Genomic DNA, 16,988 nt, shown 5'->3' on the forward strand with positions numbered 1-16,988 from the left:
TGCGTTTACGGCGATAAAACCCGGCGTCGCCGTTGACATCCAGCTGGCCAGACAAACTGCACGGCGCGGAAAACGGCAACACAGCAAGGCCGTCCATCGCCGTACGCCTGCTGCCTACCGCCCGTGCGGCAGCCTCCCCGGGTCCCTCCGCCGCAGCAGCCCGATCCGGCTTGCCCCATGCGCAGCCGCAGCGCCAGAAACAGCAGAGTCAGGCCCGTTTCCGCACCGGCATCTGATACGACATACCCGCGGTAAACCGGTCGAGCCGTTCACTGGCATCGGTGATTGCCCAAAGTGGTGCCCTGTGCAGTTGCCGATCATAATTCGTTGCAATTGCGGCGAACAACTCGAATGCTGCGCTATCCAGCCGCCACTCGCCGGTCTCCCTGCCGATATCGAAAACCATCGACACAGCACGCTCGGCTGCGCTGAGCTGATCGCCGGTCGCAGAGCCGAAGCCGGATTCAGCCAGAAAGCCGGTTAGCAGCATGACCTGTGTGAGCGTTTGCGCATCGGTCACACCGCCGACGCCGCGCCGCAACGCGTCGAGCGCCAGATGGACGCGCAGCGCGAGCTCATCGGCGGTCTGCCGGGCGATCGGCAACAGCATCGCCTTGGCATGCCGCGCACGCGCAGCGCCGGTGTGACGGGAAAACGGAATAGCTTGTGCCATGAAGGTCCAATGTTTGTGCCTTTGCAGATGCAATAACGGCGCGCGCGGTAAAAGGTTGAGCCCTCCGACGAGCATTGTCCCGCTATGGGCTGAATCTCCTGGCGATCGGGGCCTGCGCATGATCTTCCATTGCGCGATACCGTGAACCGCGATGGCCGCAAGACAAGCTCGGTTGAATGGCGCACCAACGCACACGCGGACCAGCTCGCGAGTAGAAGAGGGGCTTGTGCTGCGCGTGGGGAGTCTCTATAATTCGCGCCTCTAAAGGCTCGTAGCTCAGTTGGTTAGAGCACCACCTTGACATGGTGGGGGTCGTTGGTTCGAATCCAATCGAGCCTACCAACGCATAGGTGAGGTAGACGAAAGCGGCTCAGCTTTCGTCTACGCCTTGTTCTCACATCACATCGCATCGCATCTCATCGGCACACGTCTTCATCGCGCGGCCCTCTTGTCTCTGGTTTCCTCCTTGTCGCCATTTCGTCTGTGCATGCGTTGCTTGCATGAGCACGGTGGTCGCGCGCTCGAACATTGACACGCTGTTCGTTTAAGCGGTCTGCTGACCGATTTCGTGATTGGCGAGTATTTCGAGCGCACGCACCATCGCGGAGTGGTCCCACGCTTTACCGCCGTGTGCGACACATGCATTGAAGAGCGCCTGACAGGTGGCAGTATTGGGCAAGGACACGCCGAGCGTTTGCGCCGTGGAGAGCGCGAGATTCAGATCCTTCTGGTGGAGCTCGATCCGGAAGCCAGGATCGAAGGTGCGTTTCGTCATCCGTTCGCCGTGCACTTCGAGAATACGCGAGGACGCAAAACCGCCCATCAGCGCTTCACGCACGCGCGCGGGATCGACGCCGGCCTTCGAGGCGAGCAGCAGCGCTTCGCCGACTGCCTCGATCGTCGCCGCGACAATGACCTGGTTGGCCACTTTGCATACCTGTCCGGCGCCGACATCGCCAATCAGCGTGACGTTCTTGCCCATCATGTCGAACAGCGGCTTGACGCTGTCGAAGGCCGCCGTCGTGCCGCCGACCATGATGGTCAACGAACCGGCTTTGGCGCCGACCTCGCCGCCTGACACCGGCGCGTCCAGATACTCCGCGCCGCGTTCGCGCACACGGGCGGCGAAGGCGCGGGTGGCCATCGGCGAAATCGAACTCATGTCGACGACGATTTGCCCGGCGCGCAACGCGCCGACGAGTCCCTGTTCGCCGAACAGGACACGTTCGACGTCGGGCGTGTCCGGCACCATCATGAAGATCACGTCGGCCTGCTGCGCAATCGCAGCCGGACTATCGCATGCGATTGCGCCTGCCTGCTTGAGATCGTCAGGTACGCCGCTGCGCGTAAACGCGGCGAGGCTGACGCCGTTCTTGAGAAGGTTGGCGGCCATGGGTTTGCCCATGATGCCGAGCCCGATAAAGCCTGTTTTTTGCATGATGTTCTCCGGAGATGTCAGCGCGGCCGTGGTGGCCGCGCCAGTTCATGTCTGCATGAAGTGTTTCTGAACCGTCTGCGCCGCGCCTTTGAGCAACCCCATGTCAGCGCAGACCGCGACCACGCGGCAACCCATCGAGAGATAGCGCTCCGCGTCCGCCTGAACGGGGGCGAGGATGCCGCTTGCCTTGCCGGCCGCTTGTGCACGGTCGAAGACGCGCACGATCGCCTCTTGCACTTCGGGATGGTTCGGGTTGCCGATGTGTCCGTGAGCGGCGGCGAGATCGGAAGGTCCGACGAAAACGGCATCAACTCCGTCGACGGCGACGATCTCGTCAATCGCCTCGACTGCCTTGCGACTTTCAATCTGGGCAATGACGCAGACGTTGTCGTTGGCGATATCGAAGTAGTTCGGCACGCTCGCGTAGCGATTGCCCCGTTGGCTCACCGAGACGCCGCGAATGCCCTGCGGTGGATAGCGAGTCGCCGAGACCGCGCGGGCCGCGTCCTCGGCGCTGTCGACAAACGGCACGAGGAAGTTCGAGAAACCGGCGTCGAGCAGCCGTTTAATGAAGACGCTGTCATTCGCCGGCGGCCGGACGACCGGTGCGCTTGGACTGTCCTTGAGCGCCATCAACTGCGGGATCAGTGTCAGGACATCGTTCGGCGCATGCTCTGCATCCAGCAGCAGCCAGTCGAAGCCGATGATGCCGAGCAGTTCAGTGGCGATCGGACTCGCTAGTGAAGCCCAGCAGCCGATCAGGGTTTTGCCGCCGCAAACGGCGCGGCGAAACGTGTTGGGAAGGGGCTGATACGGCGTTGCGACTGTCATGGCTGTGTTCCTCAAACTGCGATTGAAGGGGACAAGCTCAAATGTCTGCTGGATTGATGTGTTATAGGTCGTCGTACATCTATGGCAAGATTAGCACCGCGCACGATTGACACGACAGGCGCGTAAACCCGCATCGACCACTTGAAGCCTGCAAGGGCGGCTTGCAGCGTACGTTAATTATGTTGTAGGATGACCGATATCAATCGCAGTCAATCCAAGGAAGCGAAATGTCTATTACCGGCGAAATGCTGATTGGCCGCAAGGCAGTGCGCGGCGAAGAAAAACCTTTGCGTGCGTTCGATCCCACCACCGGCGCCGATATCGCCGAGCCGGTCTTCGGCTCGGGCACGGTTGCGGACGTCGATCTCGCCTGCGCACTCGCGCAGAAAGCGTTCGACCCCTACCGGCAACTGCCGCTCACGGTGCGAGCCGAATTTCTCGAGCGCATCGCCGACGGCATCACGGCACTCGATGACGCATTGATCCAGCGCGCGCACGAAGAGTCCGGCTTGCCGAAGGCGCGCCTCGAAGGCGAACGTGGTCGTACCACAGGGCAGCTCAAGTTGTTTGCGCAAGTCGTGCGGGCGGGTCAATGGCTCGCCGCAACGCTCGATTCGCCGTTGCCGGAGCGCAAGCCCTTGCCGCGCTCGGACCTGCGCATGCAAAAGATTCCGCTGGGGCCGGTCGCCGTGTTCGGGGCCAGCAATTTCCCGCTCGCGTTTTCGGTGGCAGGTGGCGATACGGCCGCGGCGCTCGCTGCCGGCTGCCCGGTGGTGGTGAAGGCGCATCGGGCCCACCTCGGCACGTCGGAGATGGTCGGCCGCGTCATTCAGCGTGTCGCGCAGGAAATGGACTTGCCGGAGGGCGTCTTCTCGATGATCGTCGGCGCAGGCAATTCGGTCGGCGAAGCGCTGGTCGCGCATCCCGCGATCAAGGCGGTGGGCTTCACGGGTTCGCGCGTCGGCGGGACTTCGTTGATGCGCGTCGCAGCCGCGCGTGCCGAGCCGATTCCCGTCTACGCCGAAATGAGCAGCATCAACCCGGTCTTCCTGTTGCCGAACGCGCTTGCTTCGCGCGGCGAGAGCATGGCGCGTGGTTTCGTCGATTCGCTCGTGCTTGGCGCAGGGCAGTTCTGTACCAACCCGGGCCTCGCGATTGCCGTCGACAGCGATGCGCTCAAAGGCTTCGTTGCGGCGGCATCCGGCGCACTGAATTCCAGGCCCGCCCAGACCATGCTCACCTCCGGGATTCATGCTGCTTATGAGGAAGGCGAAGGCAAACTGGCGGCCATGAGAGGCGTGGAGACAGTGGCACGCGGTGTCGATGCCGCTGGTCCGACGCAGGCGCGCGCCGCATTGTTCGTGACCGACGCTCAAACATTCCTTGCGACGCCTGAACTGCAAGATGAGGTTTTCGGTCCCGCGTCGACCATCGTGCGCTGCAAGGACGAGCAGCAAATGCTGGCGGTGGCCGAGCACTTTGCCGGCCAGCTTACCGCCACGGTGCAGATGGACAGCGGCGATCTGTCGGCGGCCAGAAAGCTGGTGCCGATCCTCGAGCGCAAGGCCGGGCGGATTCTGGTCAACGGTTTCCCGACGGGTGTCGAGGTTTCGCACGCGATGGTGCATGGCGGTCCGTTCCCGGCCACATCCGATAGCCGTGCCACGTCGGTCGGTACGACCTCTATCGAACGTTTCCTGCGCCCGGTGTGCTATCAGGATTTCCCGGCCGACCTGTTGTCCGAAGCGTTGGCCGACAGCAATCCGCTGGACTTGTGGCGTCGCCGAGATGGCGAGATGACGCGTAGCTAGGCACGCAGCCAAGCACGCAACCACACGTACGACGACGCGAGTGGAATAAAAAATGGCCGGGGATTCCCGGCCATTCCTTCTTGCGCAGCGGCGGATTTCGAATCAGCTGCTCGTTTCGGCCGCTTCGTTGGCGCGCCTGAGCCGCTCGCGGCTATTGGACAGATGCATGCGCATCGCCGCCCGCGCGCCTTCCGCATCGCGCCGCGTGATCGCCTCGAGGATGCTTTCGTGTTCGAGGTTCACGAGCGACAGGTAAGCGTCCGGCTCCGCATGCGCGATTCCCGCCGAATCGAGCCGCTTGCGCGGAATGAGCGCACTGCCCATCTGCGTGAGGATGTCGACGAAATACCGGTTGCCGGTTGCGCGCGCCACGGAGATATGAAACTGGAGGTCTGCATCGACGCTGTCGCGCCCATTGCGGCGGGTTGCTTCGATCGCGTCGAGCGCGGTGCGCATGCGCGCGAGGTCGTCCGGTTTGGCCCGTTGCGCCGCCAGCCCCGCGCACTCCGTTTCGAGGCTGATGCGCAGCTCGAGTATCGACAACACGTCGCGCAAGGTGGTGGCGGGCACCATGTCGATACCCAGTTTTTCGCGCGGCTGTTCCAGCACGAAGCTGCCGATACCGTGCCGCGTCTCGATGATCTTGCCCGCCTGTAAGCGTGAAATAGCCTCGCGGATGACGGTGCGGCTCACGCTCAGCGTGACCATCAACTGCGATTCGGTGGGCAGTTTATCGCCGGGCTTCAAGGCGTTGGATGCGATCTGCTCGGTGACGTAGTTGACGACAAACTCGGCGAGATTGCGAGCGCGTCGTGGCGGTGTTGCTGAAGCCAGTTGTGAAGCCATCGAAAACGCCCCTCGAATCAAATAGTTGCAGATACTTCCTGCGTTTCATTATAGCGTTGTCTGATGACTGATTATACAAGCAGCGCGCGATCATTTCCGGAGCCGGCGCATCGCAAGGCATGCGCCGGCTCCGTGCTACCGCCGGCGCAGTTCGACCCGTTTGATGTCTTTGACGATCACGAGGTAGCTGAACACGGTGAGCAGCGCGTTCAGACCCACGAACACTAGCGCTCCATTGAACGAGCCGGTCTTCGCGACGAGATAGCCGATCACGATGGGCGTGACGATGCCGGCCACGTTGCCGAACATGTTGAAGATCGCGCCCGACAGGCCGAGGGCCTCTTTAGGCGACGTATCGGCGACGACCGCCCAACCGAGCGCCCCCAGGCCTTTGCCGAAGAATGCCAGCGACATGAGCGCGACGACGAGCCAGTCGGCGGTGACATAGTTGCAGCCGATGATGCACGCCGACAGCAGCATGCCGCCGACAATCGGCGTCTTGCGCGCGATCGTGAGCGAATGGCCGCGCCGGATCAGCGAATCGGACAGGATGCCGCCGAGTACGCCGCCGGAGAATCCGCAAATGGCGGGCAGCGACGCCACCAGGCCCGCCTGCAGAATCGTCATGCCGCGAGCTTGCACGAGGTAGATCGGAAACCAGGTCAGGAAGAAATAGGTCAGCACGTTGATGCAGTACTGGGCGAGATAGACGCCGAGCAGCATGCGATTGGTCAGCAGCTGACGCACGAGAAACCAGCCCCCGGCACGGGAAACATCGGCGGGTCGGACTTTCTGGTGCCCGCTGAGCACGCCGCCGCCTTGTTCGATGTAGTCCAGTTCGGCGCGCGAAACGCTCGGGTGGTCGGCGGGATTCTTCATCACTTTCAGCCAGGTGACGGCAAGTAATAGGCCGGCCACGCCCATCACGACGTACACCGCGTGCCAGCCGAACGCGTGCGTGAGCCAGGCCATCAGCGGCGTGAAGACGACCGCTGCGAAGTATTGGGCCGAATTGAAAATGGCCGATGCCGTTCCGCGTTCGGTCGTCGGGAACCAGCTGGCGACGACCTTGGCATTGGCCGGAAAAGCCGGCGATTCGGCCGCGCCCATGGCGAAGCGCAGCACGAACAGCGCCGTGACGGCGGCTGCGGCGCTGCCCAGCAAACCGATCGAGCTTTGCAGCAGCGTGAACAGCGACCACAAGAAAATGCTCGCGGCGTAGAGGCGCCGCGCGCCGAACCGGTCGAGCAGCAAACCGGCCGGCAGCTGCGACAGAACGTACGCCCAGCTGAACGCGGAGAAGATGTAGCCCATCCTGATCGCGTCGAAGCCGAACTCGGCGCGCATCGCGGAGCCGGTCACGGAGAGCGTCGCGCGGTCCGCGTAATTGACGGTCGTGATGAGAAAGACCAGCAGCAGAATCGTGTAGCGGACTCTTGTGCGTTTCGCGGCGTCGGCGGGACTCGCCGTGCGGCTCATTTCCATGACCATCTCCTGAATTTTATGCAAGGGAGCAGGCTCCCAGGCCTTGTGGTGCAACCAGCGGCGATGATCCTCGCCGGTCAACCGGAGCTTTACCGGCAGTGCCGCGCGGCGCTCCGGGGCTGTAAAAAACGCCCGGCGACGTTGCCGTCCCGGGCGCTATGTGCGGCGGCGCCGCGATGTGCGCGGGCAGGCTCGCACGGCCGCCGGACGCTTACTGCGGTCCGAGTTTTTTGATGAGGACGTCGAGTTGCGCGACTTCTTCGTCGGTCAGATCGGTCAGCGGGGCGCGTACGGGGCCCGCGCTGTGACCCACCAGCTTCGCGCCGGCCTTCACGATGCTGACCGCGTAGCCTGCGCGGCGATTGCGAATGGCGAGATACGGCAGGAAGAACTCGTCGATCAGCTTGCCCACCGTGGCGTGATCGTCCGAGGCGATCGCGCGGTAGAAGGCCATTGCCGTCTTAGGGATGAAGTTGAACACCGCCGACGAATACACCGGTACGCCCAGCGCCTTGTAGGCCGCCGCATAGACTTCGGCGGTCGGCAGACCGCCGAGGTACGAAAAGCGGTCGCCGAGACGGCGGCGGATCGACACCATGTTCTCGATCTCGCCCACGCCGTCCTTGAAGCCGATCAGGTTGGGGCAGCGCTCGGCCAGGCCCTCGAGCATGTCGGCGTTGAGCTTGGAATTCGCGCGGTTGTAGATGATCACGCCCATGTCCGGCACCGACTTGCACACTTCTTCAGCATGCGCGGCAATGCCTTCCTGGCAGGCTTCGGTCAGGTAGTGCGGCATCAGCAGAATGCCGTTCGCACCGTGGCGCTGCGCCTCCTGCGCGTACTCGATCGCCACGCGTGTCGGGCCGCCCGCACCGGCGAGGATTGGCACCTTGCCCTTGCAGACTTCCGTCGCCGTGCGCACGACGTTCGAATAATCGTTGTGCGTCAGCGAAAAGAATTCGCCGGTGCCGCCCGCGACGAACAGCGCCGAAGCGCCGTACGGGGCGAGCCATTCGAGGCGCTCGGCGTAAGTGTCGGCGCGAAAATCGCCTTGTTCGTCGAAGTCGGTCACGGGGAAGGACAGGAGGCCTTCCGAAACGATCTGCTTCAGTTCCTGCGGTGTTGTCATGATTGAGTATCCAGGGCGTTGTTCAGGTACGGATAATTCTTATACGTCATCGTACAACAACGAATCAACGACTTCAACCGCGTTATCGCGGCATAATGGCGGGCATAGGGTAAATACGGAACATCCAGGCAATGCGCGGTGTTGTAGGATGACGTATGAATTGATGATGGAGTAGCGGGCGCACAGGCGCCACAAGGACCGATGCAAATGGAACAACCACCGCTCTACATTCGCGTTCACCCCAACGACAATGTCGCGATTGTCGTCAACGACGGCGGCCTGGGTGAGGGCGCGGTATTTCCCGATGGCCTCGTGCTGCGCGAGCGCGTGCCGCAAGGGCACAAAGTCGCGCTAGCCGATCTTTCGGAAGGCGATGAGGTCATCCGATACAACGTGGTGATCGGCTATGCGCTCAAGTCTTTGCCGAAGGGAAGCTGGATCAACGAACACGTGATCCGGATGCCGAGTCCACCCGGACTGGAGGACCTGCCGATCGCGACCATCAAGGCGCCGGACATGCCGCCGCTCGAAGGTTTCACGTTCGAGGGCTATCGCAACGCCGACGGCTCGGTCGGCACGCGCAACATTCTCGCCATCACGACCACGGTTCAATGCGTGGCGGACGTGGTTCAGCATGCGGTCACGCGAATCAAGGCCGAGTTGCTGCCGCACTATCCCCATGTCGACGACGTCGTCGGGTTGGGGCACACCTATGGTTGCGGCGTCGCGATCGATGCACCTGACGCGATGGTGCCGATCCGCACCGTGCGCAACATCAGTCTGAACCCGAACTTCGGCGGCGAAGTGATGATGGTCAGCCTTGGCTGCGAAAAATTGCAGCCCGAGCGTTTGATGCCGCCGGGCACGATTCCGATTGCAACTGCCGCCGAAGTGGATGAAGTTGCCGACATCGGCGAGCTTGCCGCGGACCTGAACGGCGGCGTCGTCGTGCTTCAGGACGACGCGCACGTCGGCTTCCAGTCGATGATCGACTCGATCATGAAAATGGCCGAAGGCCATCTGAAGCGGCTGAACAATCGTCGTCGCGAGACCTGTCCGGCGTCGGACCTGGTGATCGGCGTGCAATGCGGCGGCAGCGACGCATTCTCCGGGCTGACCGCGAATCCCGCGGTGGGCTTCGCGACCGACTTGCTGGTGCGCGCTGGGGCGACGGTCATGTTCTCCGAAGTCACCGAAGTGCGCGACGGCGTCGATCAGCTGACGGCGCGCGCGGCCAACGCGGACGTCGCCGCCGCAATCATCCGCGAGATGCAGTGGTACGACGATTACCTGAAGCGCGGTGGCGCGGACCGCAGTGCCAACACCACGCCGGGCAACAAGAAAGGCGGCTTGTCGAACATCGTCGAAAAGGCGATGGGGTCGATCATCAAGTCAGGCAACTCGGCGATCTCGGGCGTGTTGTCGCCCGGCGAGAAAGTCCGGCAAAAAGGCCTGATTTACGCTGCGACGCCCGCGAGCGATTTCATTTGCGGCACGCTGCAAGTAGCGGCGGGCATCAATCTTCACGTGTTCACGACGGGTCGGGGCACGCCATACAGCCTCGCGGAAGTCCCCGTGATCAAGGTGGCGACGCGCTCGGATCTCGCGCGCCGCTGGCATGACCTGATGGATATCGACGCCGGCACCATCGCAACCGGCGCTGCGACCATCGAAGACGTAGGTTGGGCGTTGTTCCGCCTGATGCTCGACGTGGCCAGCGGGCGCAAGGAGACCTGCGCGGAGAAGCTCAAGCTTCACAACGCGTTGACGCTGTTCAATCCGGCGCCGGTGACCTGATTGCCGTTCGGCGCGCTGACGTCGCGCGGCTGGAAACGCGGGTGTCACCGTTCCGTCCGGCATCGGCCTCTTGAAGCGGATAGCCGATGCGCAAGCGAACACGCGGGCTCTGCCGGAAGACAGGCAGCCGGCAAAACCACTCACACAATAGACAGAGACATGACCGACTCGAACCTTGAGCGCCCGGCGGCACAGAAACCCTTCCGGCGCCTTCTGCTAACCGGCGCGGCCGGAAATCTGGGGCAGCAGCTGCGCGGCGCGCTCGCCGCGTGGGCCGACATTGTGCGTGTGACCGACATCGCGCCGCTCGGCGATGTGGCGGAGCACGAGGAAGCATCGATCGTCGACCTCGCCGATGAGCAAGCCGTGCATGCGCTGCTGGAAGGCGTGGACGCGGCGGTTCACTTCGGCGGTATTTCCGTCGAGGCGCCCTTCGAAGATCTGCTCGAAGCGAACATACGCGGCCTGTACAACCTCTATGCGGCCGCGCAGAAGCAGGGCGTGAAGCGCATCGTGTATGCGAGCTCGAATCACGCGGTGGGTTTTCATCCAGTGACTTCGGTGGTCGATATCGACGCGCCGCTGCGCCCCGACAGCCTCTATGGCGTGACCAAGTGCTTCGGCGAATCGCTGTCGCGCTATTACTTCGACCGCTTCGGTCTCGAGACGGTGTGCCTGCGGATCGGCTCGTCGTTCGAGCAGCCGAAGAATCCCCGCATGCTCGTGACCTATCTGAGCTTTCGGGACTTGATCGAACTGGTGCGCTGCTCGCTGTTCACCAACCGGGTGGGGCATGCAATCGTGTATGGCGTGTCGGACAACCGAACCAAGTGGGTGGATAACACCAAGGCGGCGTTCCTCGGCTTTCGTCCGCAGGACAGTTCGGTCGAGTTCGAACACCTCTTTCCAGTCAATGCGCCCAGCGCGGACCTGGATGACCCGACGCAGCGTTTTCAAGGCGGCCCGTTCGTGCTGGCCGGCCCGATGGAACCGAAGCGGTGAGCGGCATGGCGAACGTGCGGGTAGAGCGTGTGGAGGCGGCGGAGCGGATGCCGGCCCAGGTCGGCGAGAGCCCGGTGTGGCGTGCAGCGGAAGAGGCGCTCTACTGGGTGGACATCCCGGCGCGGAAAATCATGCGGTTGAGGGTCGGCACGGGTGAGCGGTCCGAATGGATGCTGCCGGAGCAGGTGGCATGTCTTGCGTTCGATCATCGCGGCACGGTGCTGGCCGGCTGCGAGACGGGGCTCTTTGGGGTCACGCTGATCGAAGGTGCGTCCGGCGGCGAGCCGGCGATGGTGACGGGAAAGAAGCTTGCCGCGCCGGTTTTTCCGCTTGCCGGCATGCGTTTTAACGACGGCCGTTGTGATCGGCAAGGACGCTTCTGGTCCGGCACGATGGTGCAGGACATGGCGGCGGCCAACCCCGCCGGGGCGCTGTATCGCTTCGATGCGCGCGGCGTGCTGTCGGCGCCGGTCGTCGATGCGCTGATCGTGCAGAACGGTCTGGCGTGGTCGCCCGACGGTGCGACGATGTATCTGTCCGACTCGCACCCTTCGCGCCGGCTTATCTGGGCATTCGATTACGACACGGAGGCGGGCGAGCCGCGCAACCGGCGTGTTTTCGCCGATCTGCATCACTACGCCGGCCGGCCCGACGGCGCTGCGGTGGATGCCGACGGTTGCTACTGGATTTGCGCGAACGACGCCGGTTTGTTGTTGCGCTTCACGCCGCAAGGCACGCTGGACCGGCAGATCGCCGTGCCGGCCGCGAAGCCGTCGATGTGCGCGTTCGGCGGCCGCGATCTGGATACGTTGTTCGTGACCTCGATCCGCCCCGCGGTGGGTGCGAACGAACATGACGGACATCTGTTTGCGCTTCGCCCTGGCGTGAGCGGCCTGCTCGAGCCCGACTATGCAGGCGAACTATAAAGCGATGACTGCGTAAGCTGGGCGCCGGACGTTGCCGCGTAAAGTGTTCGCGGCAAGCCGGTTCGGATATCGAGAAAACTCAAATTGGCCCGGCGCGATTTTCGAATTTCTTTTAGATCGTTACTCCGGGCGCGTTTAGTGTCGCATTCGCGATAAATGGAATTGCCGGCGAGGCGGCGCGGCCATCCTGTTTGCCCGGGCAATCTCGCGACGCCTTGTTCACCGGCCGTTCACGTCCGTCGTGCCGTCGAATACCTAATAATTCATCGCTTATCGTACAACGTGGTGGAAGCCGATGCTTGCGGTACGGTCTCGCTCGGTCTACGAAAAATGGCGCGCCTGAGGCCCCTTCCGGCTCCGGAGGCTGGCGCAGTGTGCTTATCGCGCCCCTTCGCACTGCACGAAACTCGTCGTACAAAATCCTTACCGTGCGGGTAAATACTGTCTGTACAACGAAAGCATGGTTTTATAGACTTCATACGTCATCGTACAACATATAAGTCCAGCGACCCTTATTCCTGGAATATTTGGACTGCAGAACAGACGAGCGGTACAGGTATGCCGGCGATGTCGAACACGTCAACGAGGCAAAGACTTCGCCGCCCGAGAGGGCGGCGGTCGTATGGCTGATAAAACAAAGTGCGGATTTTTTTTGAGACCGAAACGCGCGTCAAAAACCATCTCGCAGCATACGCAATCGCTCGGATGGGCTATTTTTCAAGGAATGTCACGATGAAAAAGAAGTTTGCCTCTTCCCATGTTTCGATGATTATCGCGGCCTCAGTGCTGGCATTCGGCACCGGCGCGGCACAAGCGCGTGTGTTTCGCGTGGCGGACGTGCACGGCGACACTTATCCGACCAACATGGCCGTGAAATACATGGGCGCAGAGATCAACAAGGCTACCGGCGGCAAGGATTCGGTGAAGGTCTTTGGCAACAGCTCGCTGGGTTCCGAAAACGACACGATCGATCAGGTGCGCATTGGCGCGCTGGACATGGCCCGCTGCAACGGCGCTGCATTCAACGAGATCGTTCCCGAGTCGATGATTCCGTCGCTACCCTTTCTGTTTCGCGACATCGATCATTTCCGCAAGGTGATGTACGGCCCGGAAGGGCAGAAGATTCTCGACGCCTTCAAGGCGAAGGGGATGATTGCGCTGACGTTCTACGAGAGCGGTGCGCGTTCGATCTACACCAAAAAAGCCATCCACTCGCCCGCCGACATGAAGGGCCTCAAGGTGCGCGTTCAGCCTTCCGATCTGATGGTCGATGAGATCAAGGCGATGGGCGGCACCCCGACGCCGATGCCGTTCGCCGAGGTGTATACGGGGTTGAAGACGGGGCTGGTCGATGCCGCGGAAAACAACCTCCCGTCTTACGAAGAGACCAAGCACTTCGAAGTTGCACCCGTGTATTCCGAGACCCAGCATTCGATGACGCCGGAAGTGCTGGTGTTCTCCAAAAAAGTCTGGGATACGTTGACGCCTCAGGAGCAGGACATCATCAGAAAGGCTGCCGCTGACTCGGTGCCTTACTACGTCAAGCTGTGGACTGCGCGCGAAAACGACGCGAGCAAGACCGTCACCAAGGCCGGTGCGACGATCCTCGCGTCGTCGCAGATCGATCGTGCCGCATTCGTCAAGGTCATGCAGCCGGTGTGGGCCAAGTACGAAAAGACGCCGCAGATGAAGCAGCTCGTCGACGAAATCCAGGCGGTCAAATAAGGTGCGGAAGTCAGGAAGCGGTGAATAGGCCGGCAGAATGATCTGCCGGCTGTTCTCTGCGCCGTTTCCTGTTCGGTTTTCTGCTCAGTTTCCAGAATCGTGATGTCGAACAGAATTCCTGGCGACTAACGATAAGTCCGTTGCGTGCAAGGATGGGGGCAATGAGATTCATGAAACGTCCAAACGATTTTCTCTTTCGCGTGTTGGCCATCATCGCATCGATCAGCCTGGCCGCGCTGAGCCTGCTTGTCATCTACAGCGTCGTGATGCGCTATGTCTTCAGCGATGCACCGGATTTCGTCGAACCCATCGCCTTGCTGCTGGTGATCGTGATCGCCGTGTTTGGCGCGGCGCTCAAAGTTCGTGAGAGCGGCCATATCGGGCTCGACTCGCTTGTCAAGAAATTGCCACCGAAAGGCCGGATCATCGCGGAGGCGTTCCAGCATGTTTGCCTGATTGCATTGTCCGTGGCGATTTTCTTCGGCTGTTTGCAGATGGCTGAGACCACGATGGAAGACCGGATTCCGATTCTGGGCTTGCCCGAAGCCCTGCGCTACTTCATTCCGGTCGTGGCCAGCGCCTGCATTGCTCTGTTCTCGTTCGAGCACCTGCTGACACTTGTCGCACGGAAACAAAAATAGAACATCATGGAACTTGCCATTCTCTCCGTTAGCTTTCTCGTGTTCCTCGTTCTCGGGGTTCCTGTTTCTTTCGCGTTGGGACTGTCGTGCGTCCTGACCTATCTGTATGAAGGCCTGCCGGCTGCCACGGCGATGCAGTCGATGATTTCGGGCATGAACGCGTTTTCGTTCCTCGCGGTCCCGTTCTTCATTTTCTCCGGCGAGCTGATGCTGCACGGCGGCATCGCCGACCGTATCCTGCGTTTCGCGCAAGCCACCGTGGGGCATTTTCGCGGTGGCCTCGGCATGGCCAACGTGGTCGCGTGCACGCTGTTCGGCGGCGTGTCCGGTTCGCCTACCGCGGATACGTCGGCGATGGGCGGCGTCGTCATTCCGCTGATGAAGCGGGAAGGCTATAGCGCGGCCTATGCGGTCAATGTCACCACCCACTCGTCGCTGGCCGGCGCGCTGATGCCGACGTCGACGAACATGATCATTTATGCGTTCGCCGCCCAGGGGATCACGGGAACCTTGAACGGACACCCGATGAGCGGCGTCTCGATTGGCGATCTGCTGTTCTCCGGCCTGCTGCCGGTGCTGTGGGTGATGGGTTTCGTGCTGATCGCCGCCTACTGGCAAGCGGTTCGCTTCGGCTATCCGCGACGCCCCGACGGCTCGACCGAACTGCAACGGTTTCCGGGCTGGTTCGCGGTGGGCCGCACGTTCTTCGGCGCATTGCCCGGCCTGATGGTGATCGCGATCATTCTGGTCTGCGTGGCGAGAGGTATTGCGACCGCGACGGAGGCGGCAGCGATTGCCGTGGCTTACTCGCTGGTATTGACCATCGTCGTTTATCGCACGATGACACTGAAAAAGCTGTTCTTCGCGCTCTCCAAGGCGGCTAAAACCACCGGGGTGGTGCTGCTGCTGATCGGCGTGTCGAATATGCTGCGCTACCAGATGGCGTATCTGGAGATTCCCGACGCCATCGAACGTCTGCTCGACGGCGCGACGACCCTCCCCTGGCTGATGCTGTTGTACATCAACATCATTCAAATTTTTCTCGGCACGTTCGTCGACATGGCGGCGCACATCCTGATCACCACGCCGTTGTTCCTGCCGATGGCGATGCATAGCGGCGTAGGCCCCGTGCAGTTCGGCATCATGATTCTGCTGAACTGTGCGTTGGGACTCGTTCATCCGCCGATCGGGTCGGTCCAGTTCATCGGTTGTGCAATTGGCAATGTGTCCATAGGTGAAACTACTAAGGTGGCGTGGCCTTATTACCTAGCTATCTTCAGCGCGATCAACATCGTGACCTATGTTCCGATGTTCTCTACGTGGTTGCCTAGCCTGATCAATGGGCATCCGGTGTTTTGACTAGCGGATCTGAAATCGGCGACGTCGAGACAACCCCGGAAATAAAGAATAAGTTTTTTAACCAGGAGTAAAGATGAAAAAGGTATTGGCAACCTCCGCCCTTGGGTTGGTCGCCCTCGGCGCGCACGCTCAGAGCAGTGTGACGCTGTACGGGATCGTTGACGCGGGGATTGGCTACCAGAGCAGCCAGACGACGCTCGGTTCGACCTCGGGCGGCCGCTCGGTCGTCAAGATGGTCAACGGCATTTGGGCCGGCAGCCGCTTCGGCCTGAAGGGCGGCGAGGATCTGGGCGGCGGCACGAAAGCGATTTTCCAGTTGGAAGAGGGCTTTAACAGTGCAACCGGCGCACAGGCCGTTACCGGCCTGGGGTTCAACCGCCAAGCCTATGTCGGGGTGACCAATCCCGCCTACGGTTCGCTGACGGCAGGCCGCCAGTACACGTCGTACTACACGCTGCTGTCGCCGTATAGCCCGACCACGTGGCTGACCGGCGCCTACGGCGCACACCCGGGCGATATCGATTCGCTCGATACGCTGTACCGCGTGAACAACAACCTGGTGTACACGTCCCCGAGCCTGCACGGCCTGACCGTGAGTGGTTCGTATGCGCTAGGCGGCGTGGCGGGCAGCACGAATGCCGGTTCGACGTGGAGCGCGGCAGTGCAGTACCTGAACGGTCCGTTCGGCATCGCGGCCGGCTTCCAGCGCATCAATAACTCGACGTCGGGCGGCGGCGCGTGGGGCACGGACTCCACCGCGTCGAATGCGGGCGCGCAGCCGGGTGTGTCGGGTATAAACAACGGTTACCAGACCGCGCAGGCACAGCAGCGCGTCGCGGTGACGGGTGGTTATGCATTCTCGTCGCAATGGGACGTCTCGTTCTCGTATTCGAACGTGCAATACATCCCGGGCATCCATTCGGCGTTCCACGACGAGGCGGTCTTCAACACCGCCGGCGCAGTGCTGCACTTCAAGCCGATCACGGTGCTGGACCTGGCCGCGGGCTACAGCTACACGCGCGCAACGCAGGCGAACGGCATCTCGAGCGCGGCCCGTTATCAGCAGTTCAATCTCTCGCAGTACTACAGCCTCTCCAAGCGGACCGGACTGTATGCACTGCAGGCCTATCAACGTGCGAGCGGCAAGACCCTGGTCCCGAACAAGGCCGGTACAGCCACGAGCATCATCAACGCAACGGCTGATATCGGCGATGGCCAGAACGGCGCGCCGTCGTCGTCACGCAGCCAGTTTGCTGCGGGTGTAGGCATCATTCACAAGTTCTAATCGGGTAGTGTGGTGGCGGCGTCTACGATGCCGCCACCCT

At 61.9% G+C, this 16,988-nt stretch carries 14 protein-coding genes and 1 tRNA gene; 9 read left to right on the forward strand and 6 right to left on the reverse strand.

Features of this window, described 5'->3' with window-relative positions; genetic code table 11:
- Nucleotides 1-208: 208 nt before the first annotated feature.
- The gene (locus DLM46_RS20460) at nucleotides 209-673 is read right to left on the reverse strand and encodes a hypothetical protein (protein WP_115103182.1); all 465 of its coding nucleotides are present in this window, start codon (nucleotides 671-673) and stop codon (nucleotides 209-211) included.
- Between the two features lie 265 nt (nucleotides 674-938).
- Here DLM46_RS20460 and DLM46_RS20465 point away from each other — a divergent pair.
- Nucleotides 939-1,015 (forward strand) — tRNA-Val (locus DLM46_RS20465).
- A 202-nt stretch (nucleotides 1,016-1,217) separates the two neighbouring features.
- Here the strand turns inward: DLM46_RS20465 and DLM46_RS20470 are convergent.
- Nucleotides 1,218-2,111 (reverse strand): 2-hydroxy-3-oxopropionate reductase, encoded by an 894-nt coding sequence (locus DLM46_RS20470; RefSeq protein ID WP_115103183.1) that lies wholly within the window; start codon nucleotides 2,109-2,111, stop codon nucleotides 1,218-1,220.
- A 45-nt stretch (nucleotides 2,112-2,156) separates the two neighbouring features.
- On the reverse strand, nucleotides 2,157-2,942 hold the full coding sequence (gene garL / locus DLM46_RS20475) for a 2-dehydro-3-deoxyglucarate aldolase (RefSeq protein ID WP_115103184.1): 786 nt from the start codon (nucleotides 2,940-2,942) through the stop codon (nucleotides 2,157-2,159).
- A 227-nt stretch (nucleotides 2,943-3,169) separates the two neighbouring features.
- Between garL and DLM46_RS20480 the strand changes: the two genes are divergently transcribed.
- Nucleotides 3,170-4,753, forward strand: coding sequence for an aldehyde dehydrogenase (NADP(+)) (locus tag DLM46_RS20480; RefSeq protein WP_115103185.1), 1,584 nt, complete (start codon nucleotides 3,170-3,172; stop codon nucleotides 4,751-4,753).
- Nucleotides 4,754-4,855: 102 nt separating this feature from the next.
- Here DLM46_RS20480 and DLM46_RS20485 read toward each other — a convergent pair whose 3' ends face one another.
- From DLM46_RS20485 to kdgD, 3 genes are all read right to left on the reverse strand, one after another.
- Complete coding sequence (locus DLM46_RS20485) at nucleotides 4,856-5,599, reverse strand: FadR/GntR family transcriptional regulator (RefSeq protein ID WP_115103186.1); 744 nt, start codon at nucleotides 5,597-5,599, stop codon at nucleotides 4,856-4,858.
- A gap of 135 nt (nucleotides 5,600-5,734) precedes the next feature.
- Nucleotides 5,735-7,099: an MFS transporter gene (locus DLM46_RS20490; protein WP_279635212.1), complete on the reverse strand. Its 1,365-nt coding sequence runs from the start codon at nucleotides 7,097-7,099 to the stop codon at nucleotides 5,735-5,737.
- A 196-nt stretch (nucleotides 7,100-7,295) separates the two neighbouring features.
- Nucleotides 7,296-8,213 carry a 5-dehydro-4-deoxyglucarate dehydratase gene (gene kdgD, locus DLM46_RS20495; RefSeq protein WP_115103188.1) on the reverse strand — a complete coding sequence of 306 codons (918 nt, stop codon included), beginning with the start codon at nucleotides 8,211-8,213 and terminating at the stop codon, nucleotides 7,296-7,298.
- A 207-nt stretch (nucleotides 8,214-8,420) separates the two neighbouring features.
- Between kdgD and garD the strand changes: the two genes are divergently transcribed.
- The 7 genes from garD to DLM46_RS20530 all read left to right on the forward strand — a co-directional run bounded on the left by garD (nucleotide 8,421) and on the right by DLM46_RS20530 (nucleotide 16,948).
- Complete coding sequence (gene garD / locus DLM46_RS20500; RefSeq protein ID WP_115103189.1) at nucleotides 8,421-10,010, forward strand: galactarate dehydratase; 1,590 nt, start codon at nucleotides 8,421-8,423, stop codon at nucleotides 10,008-10,010.
- Nucleotides 10,011-10,169: 159 nt separating this feature from the next.
- Nucleotides 10,170-11,012, forward strand: coding sequence for an NAD-dependent epimerase/dehydratase family protein (locus DLM46_RS20505; protein WP_115103190.1), 843 nt, complete (start codon nucleotides 10,170-10,172; stop codon nucleotides 11,010-11,012).
- 5 nt (nucleotides 11,013-11,017) lie between these two features.
- Nucleotides 11,018-11,938 (forward strand): SMP-30/gluconolactonase/LRE family protein, encoded by a 921-nt coding sequence (locus DLM46_RS20510; RefSeq protein ID WP_115103605.1) that lies wholly within the window; start codon nucleotides 11,018-11,020, stop codon nucleotides 11,936-11,938.
- Between the two features lie 732 nt (nucleotides 11,939-12,670).
- Nucleotides 12,671-13,663 (forward strand): TRAP transporter substrate-binding protein, encoded by a 993-nt coding sequence (locus DLM46_RS20515; RefSeq protein WP_115103607.1) that lies wholly within the window; start codon nucleotides 12,671-12,673, stop codon nucleotides 13,661-13,663.
- Between the two features lie 161 nt (nucleotides 13,664-13,824).
- Entirely contained in the window at nucleotides 13,825-14,304 is a 480-nt protein-coding gene (locus DLM46_RS20520; protein WP_115103191.1) for a TRAP transporter small permease, read from the forward strand.
- Between the two features lie 6 nt (nucleotides 14,305-14,310).
- Nucleotides 14,311-15,663: a TRAP transporter large permease gene (locus tag DLM46_RS20525; protein WP_115103192.1), complete on the forward strand. Its 1,353-nt coding sequence runs from the start codon at nucleotides 14,311-14,313 to the stop codon at nucleotides 15,661-15,663.
- A gap of 73 nt (nucleotides 15,664-15,736) precedes the next feature.
- The gene (locus tag DLM46_RS20530; protein ID WP_115103193.1) at nucleotides 15,737-16,948 is read left to right on the forward strand and encodes a porin; all 1,212 of its coding nucleotides are present in this window, start codon (nucleotides 15,737-15,739) and stop codon (nucleotides 16,946-16,948) included.
- Nucleotides 16,949-16,988 lie beyond the last annotated feature (40 nt).

The organism is Paraburkholderia lacunae, from assembly GCF_003353175.1.
GTDB classification, from domain to species: Bacteria; Pseudomonadota; Gammaproteobacteria; order Burkholderiales; family Burkholderiaceae; genus Paraburkholderia; species Paraburkholderia lacunae.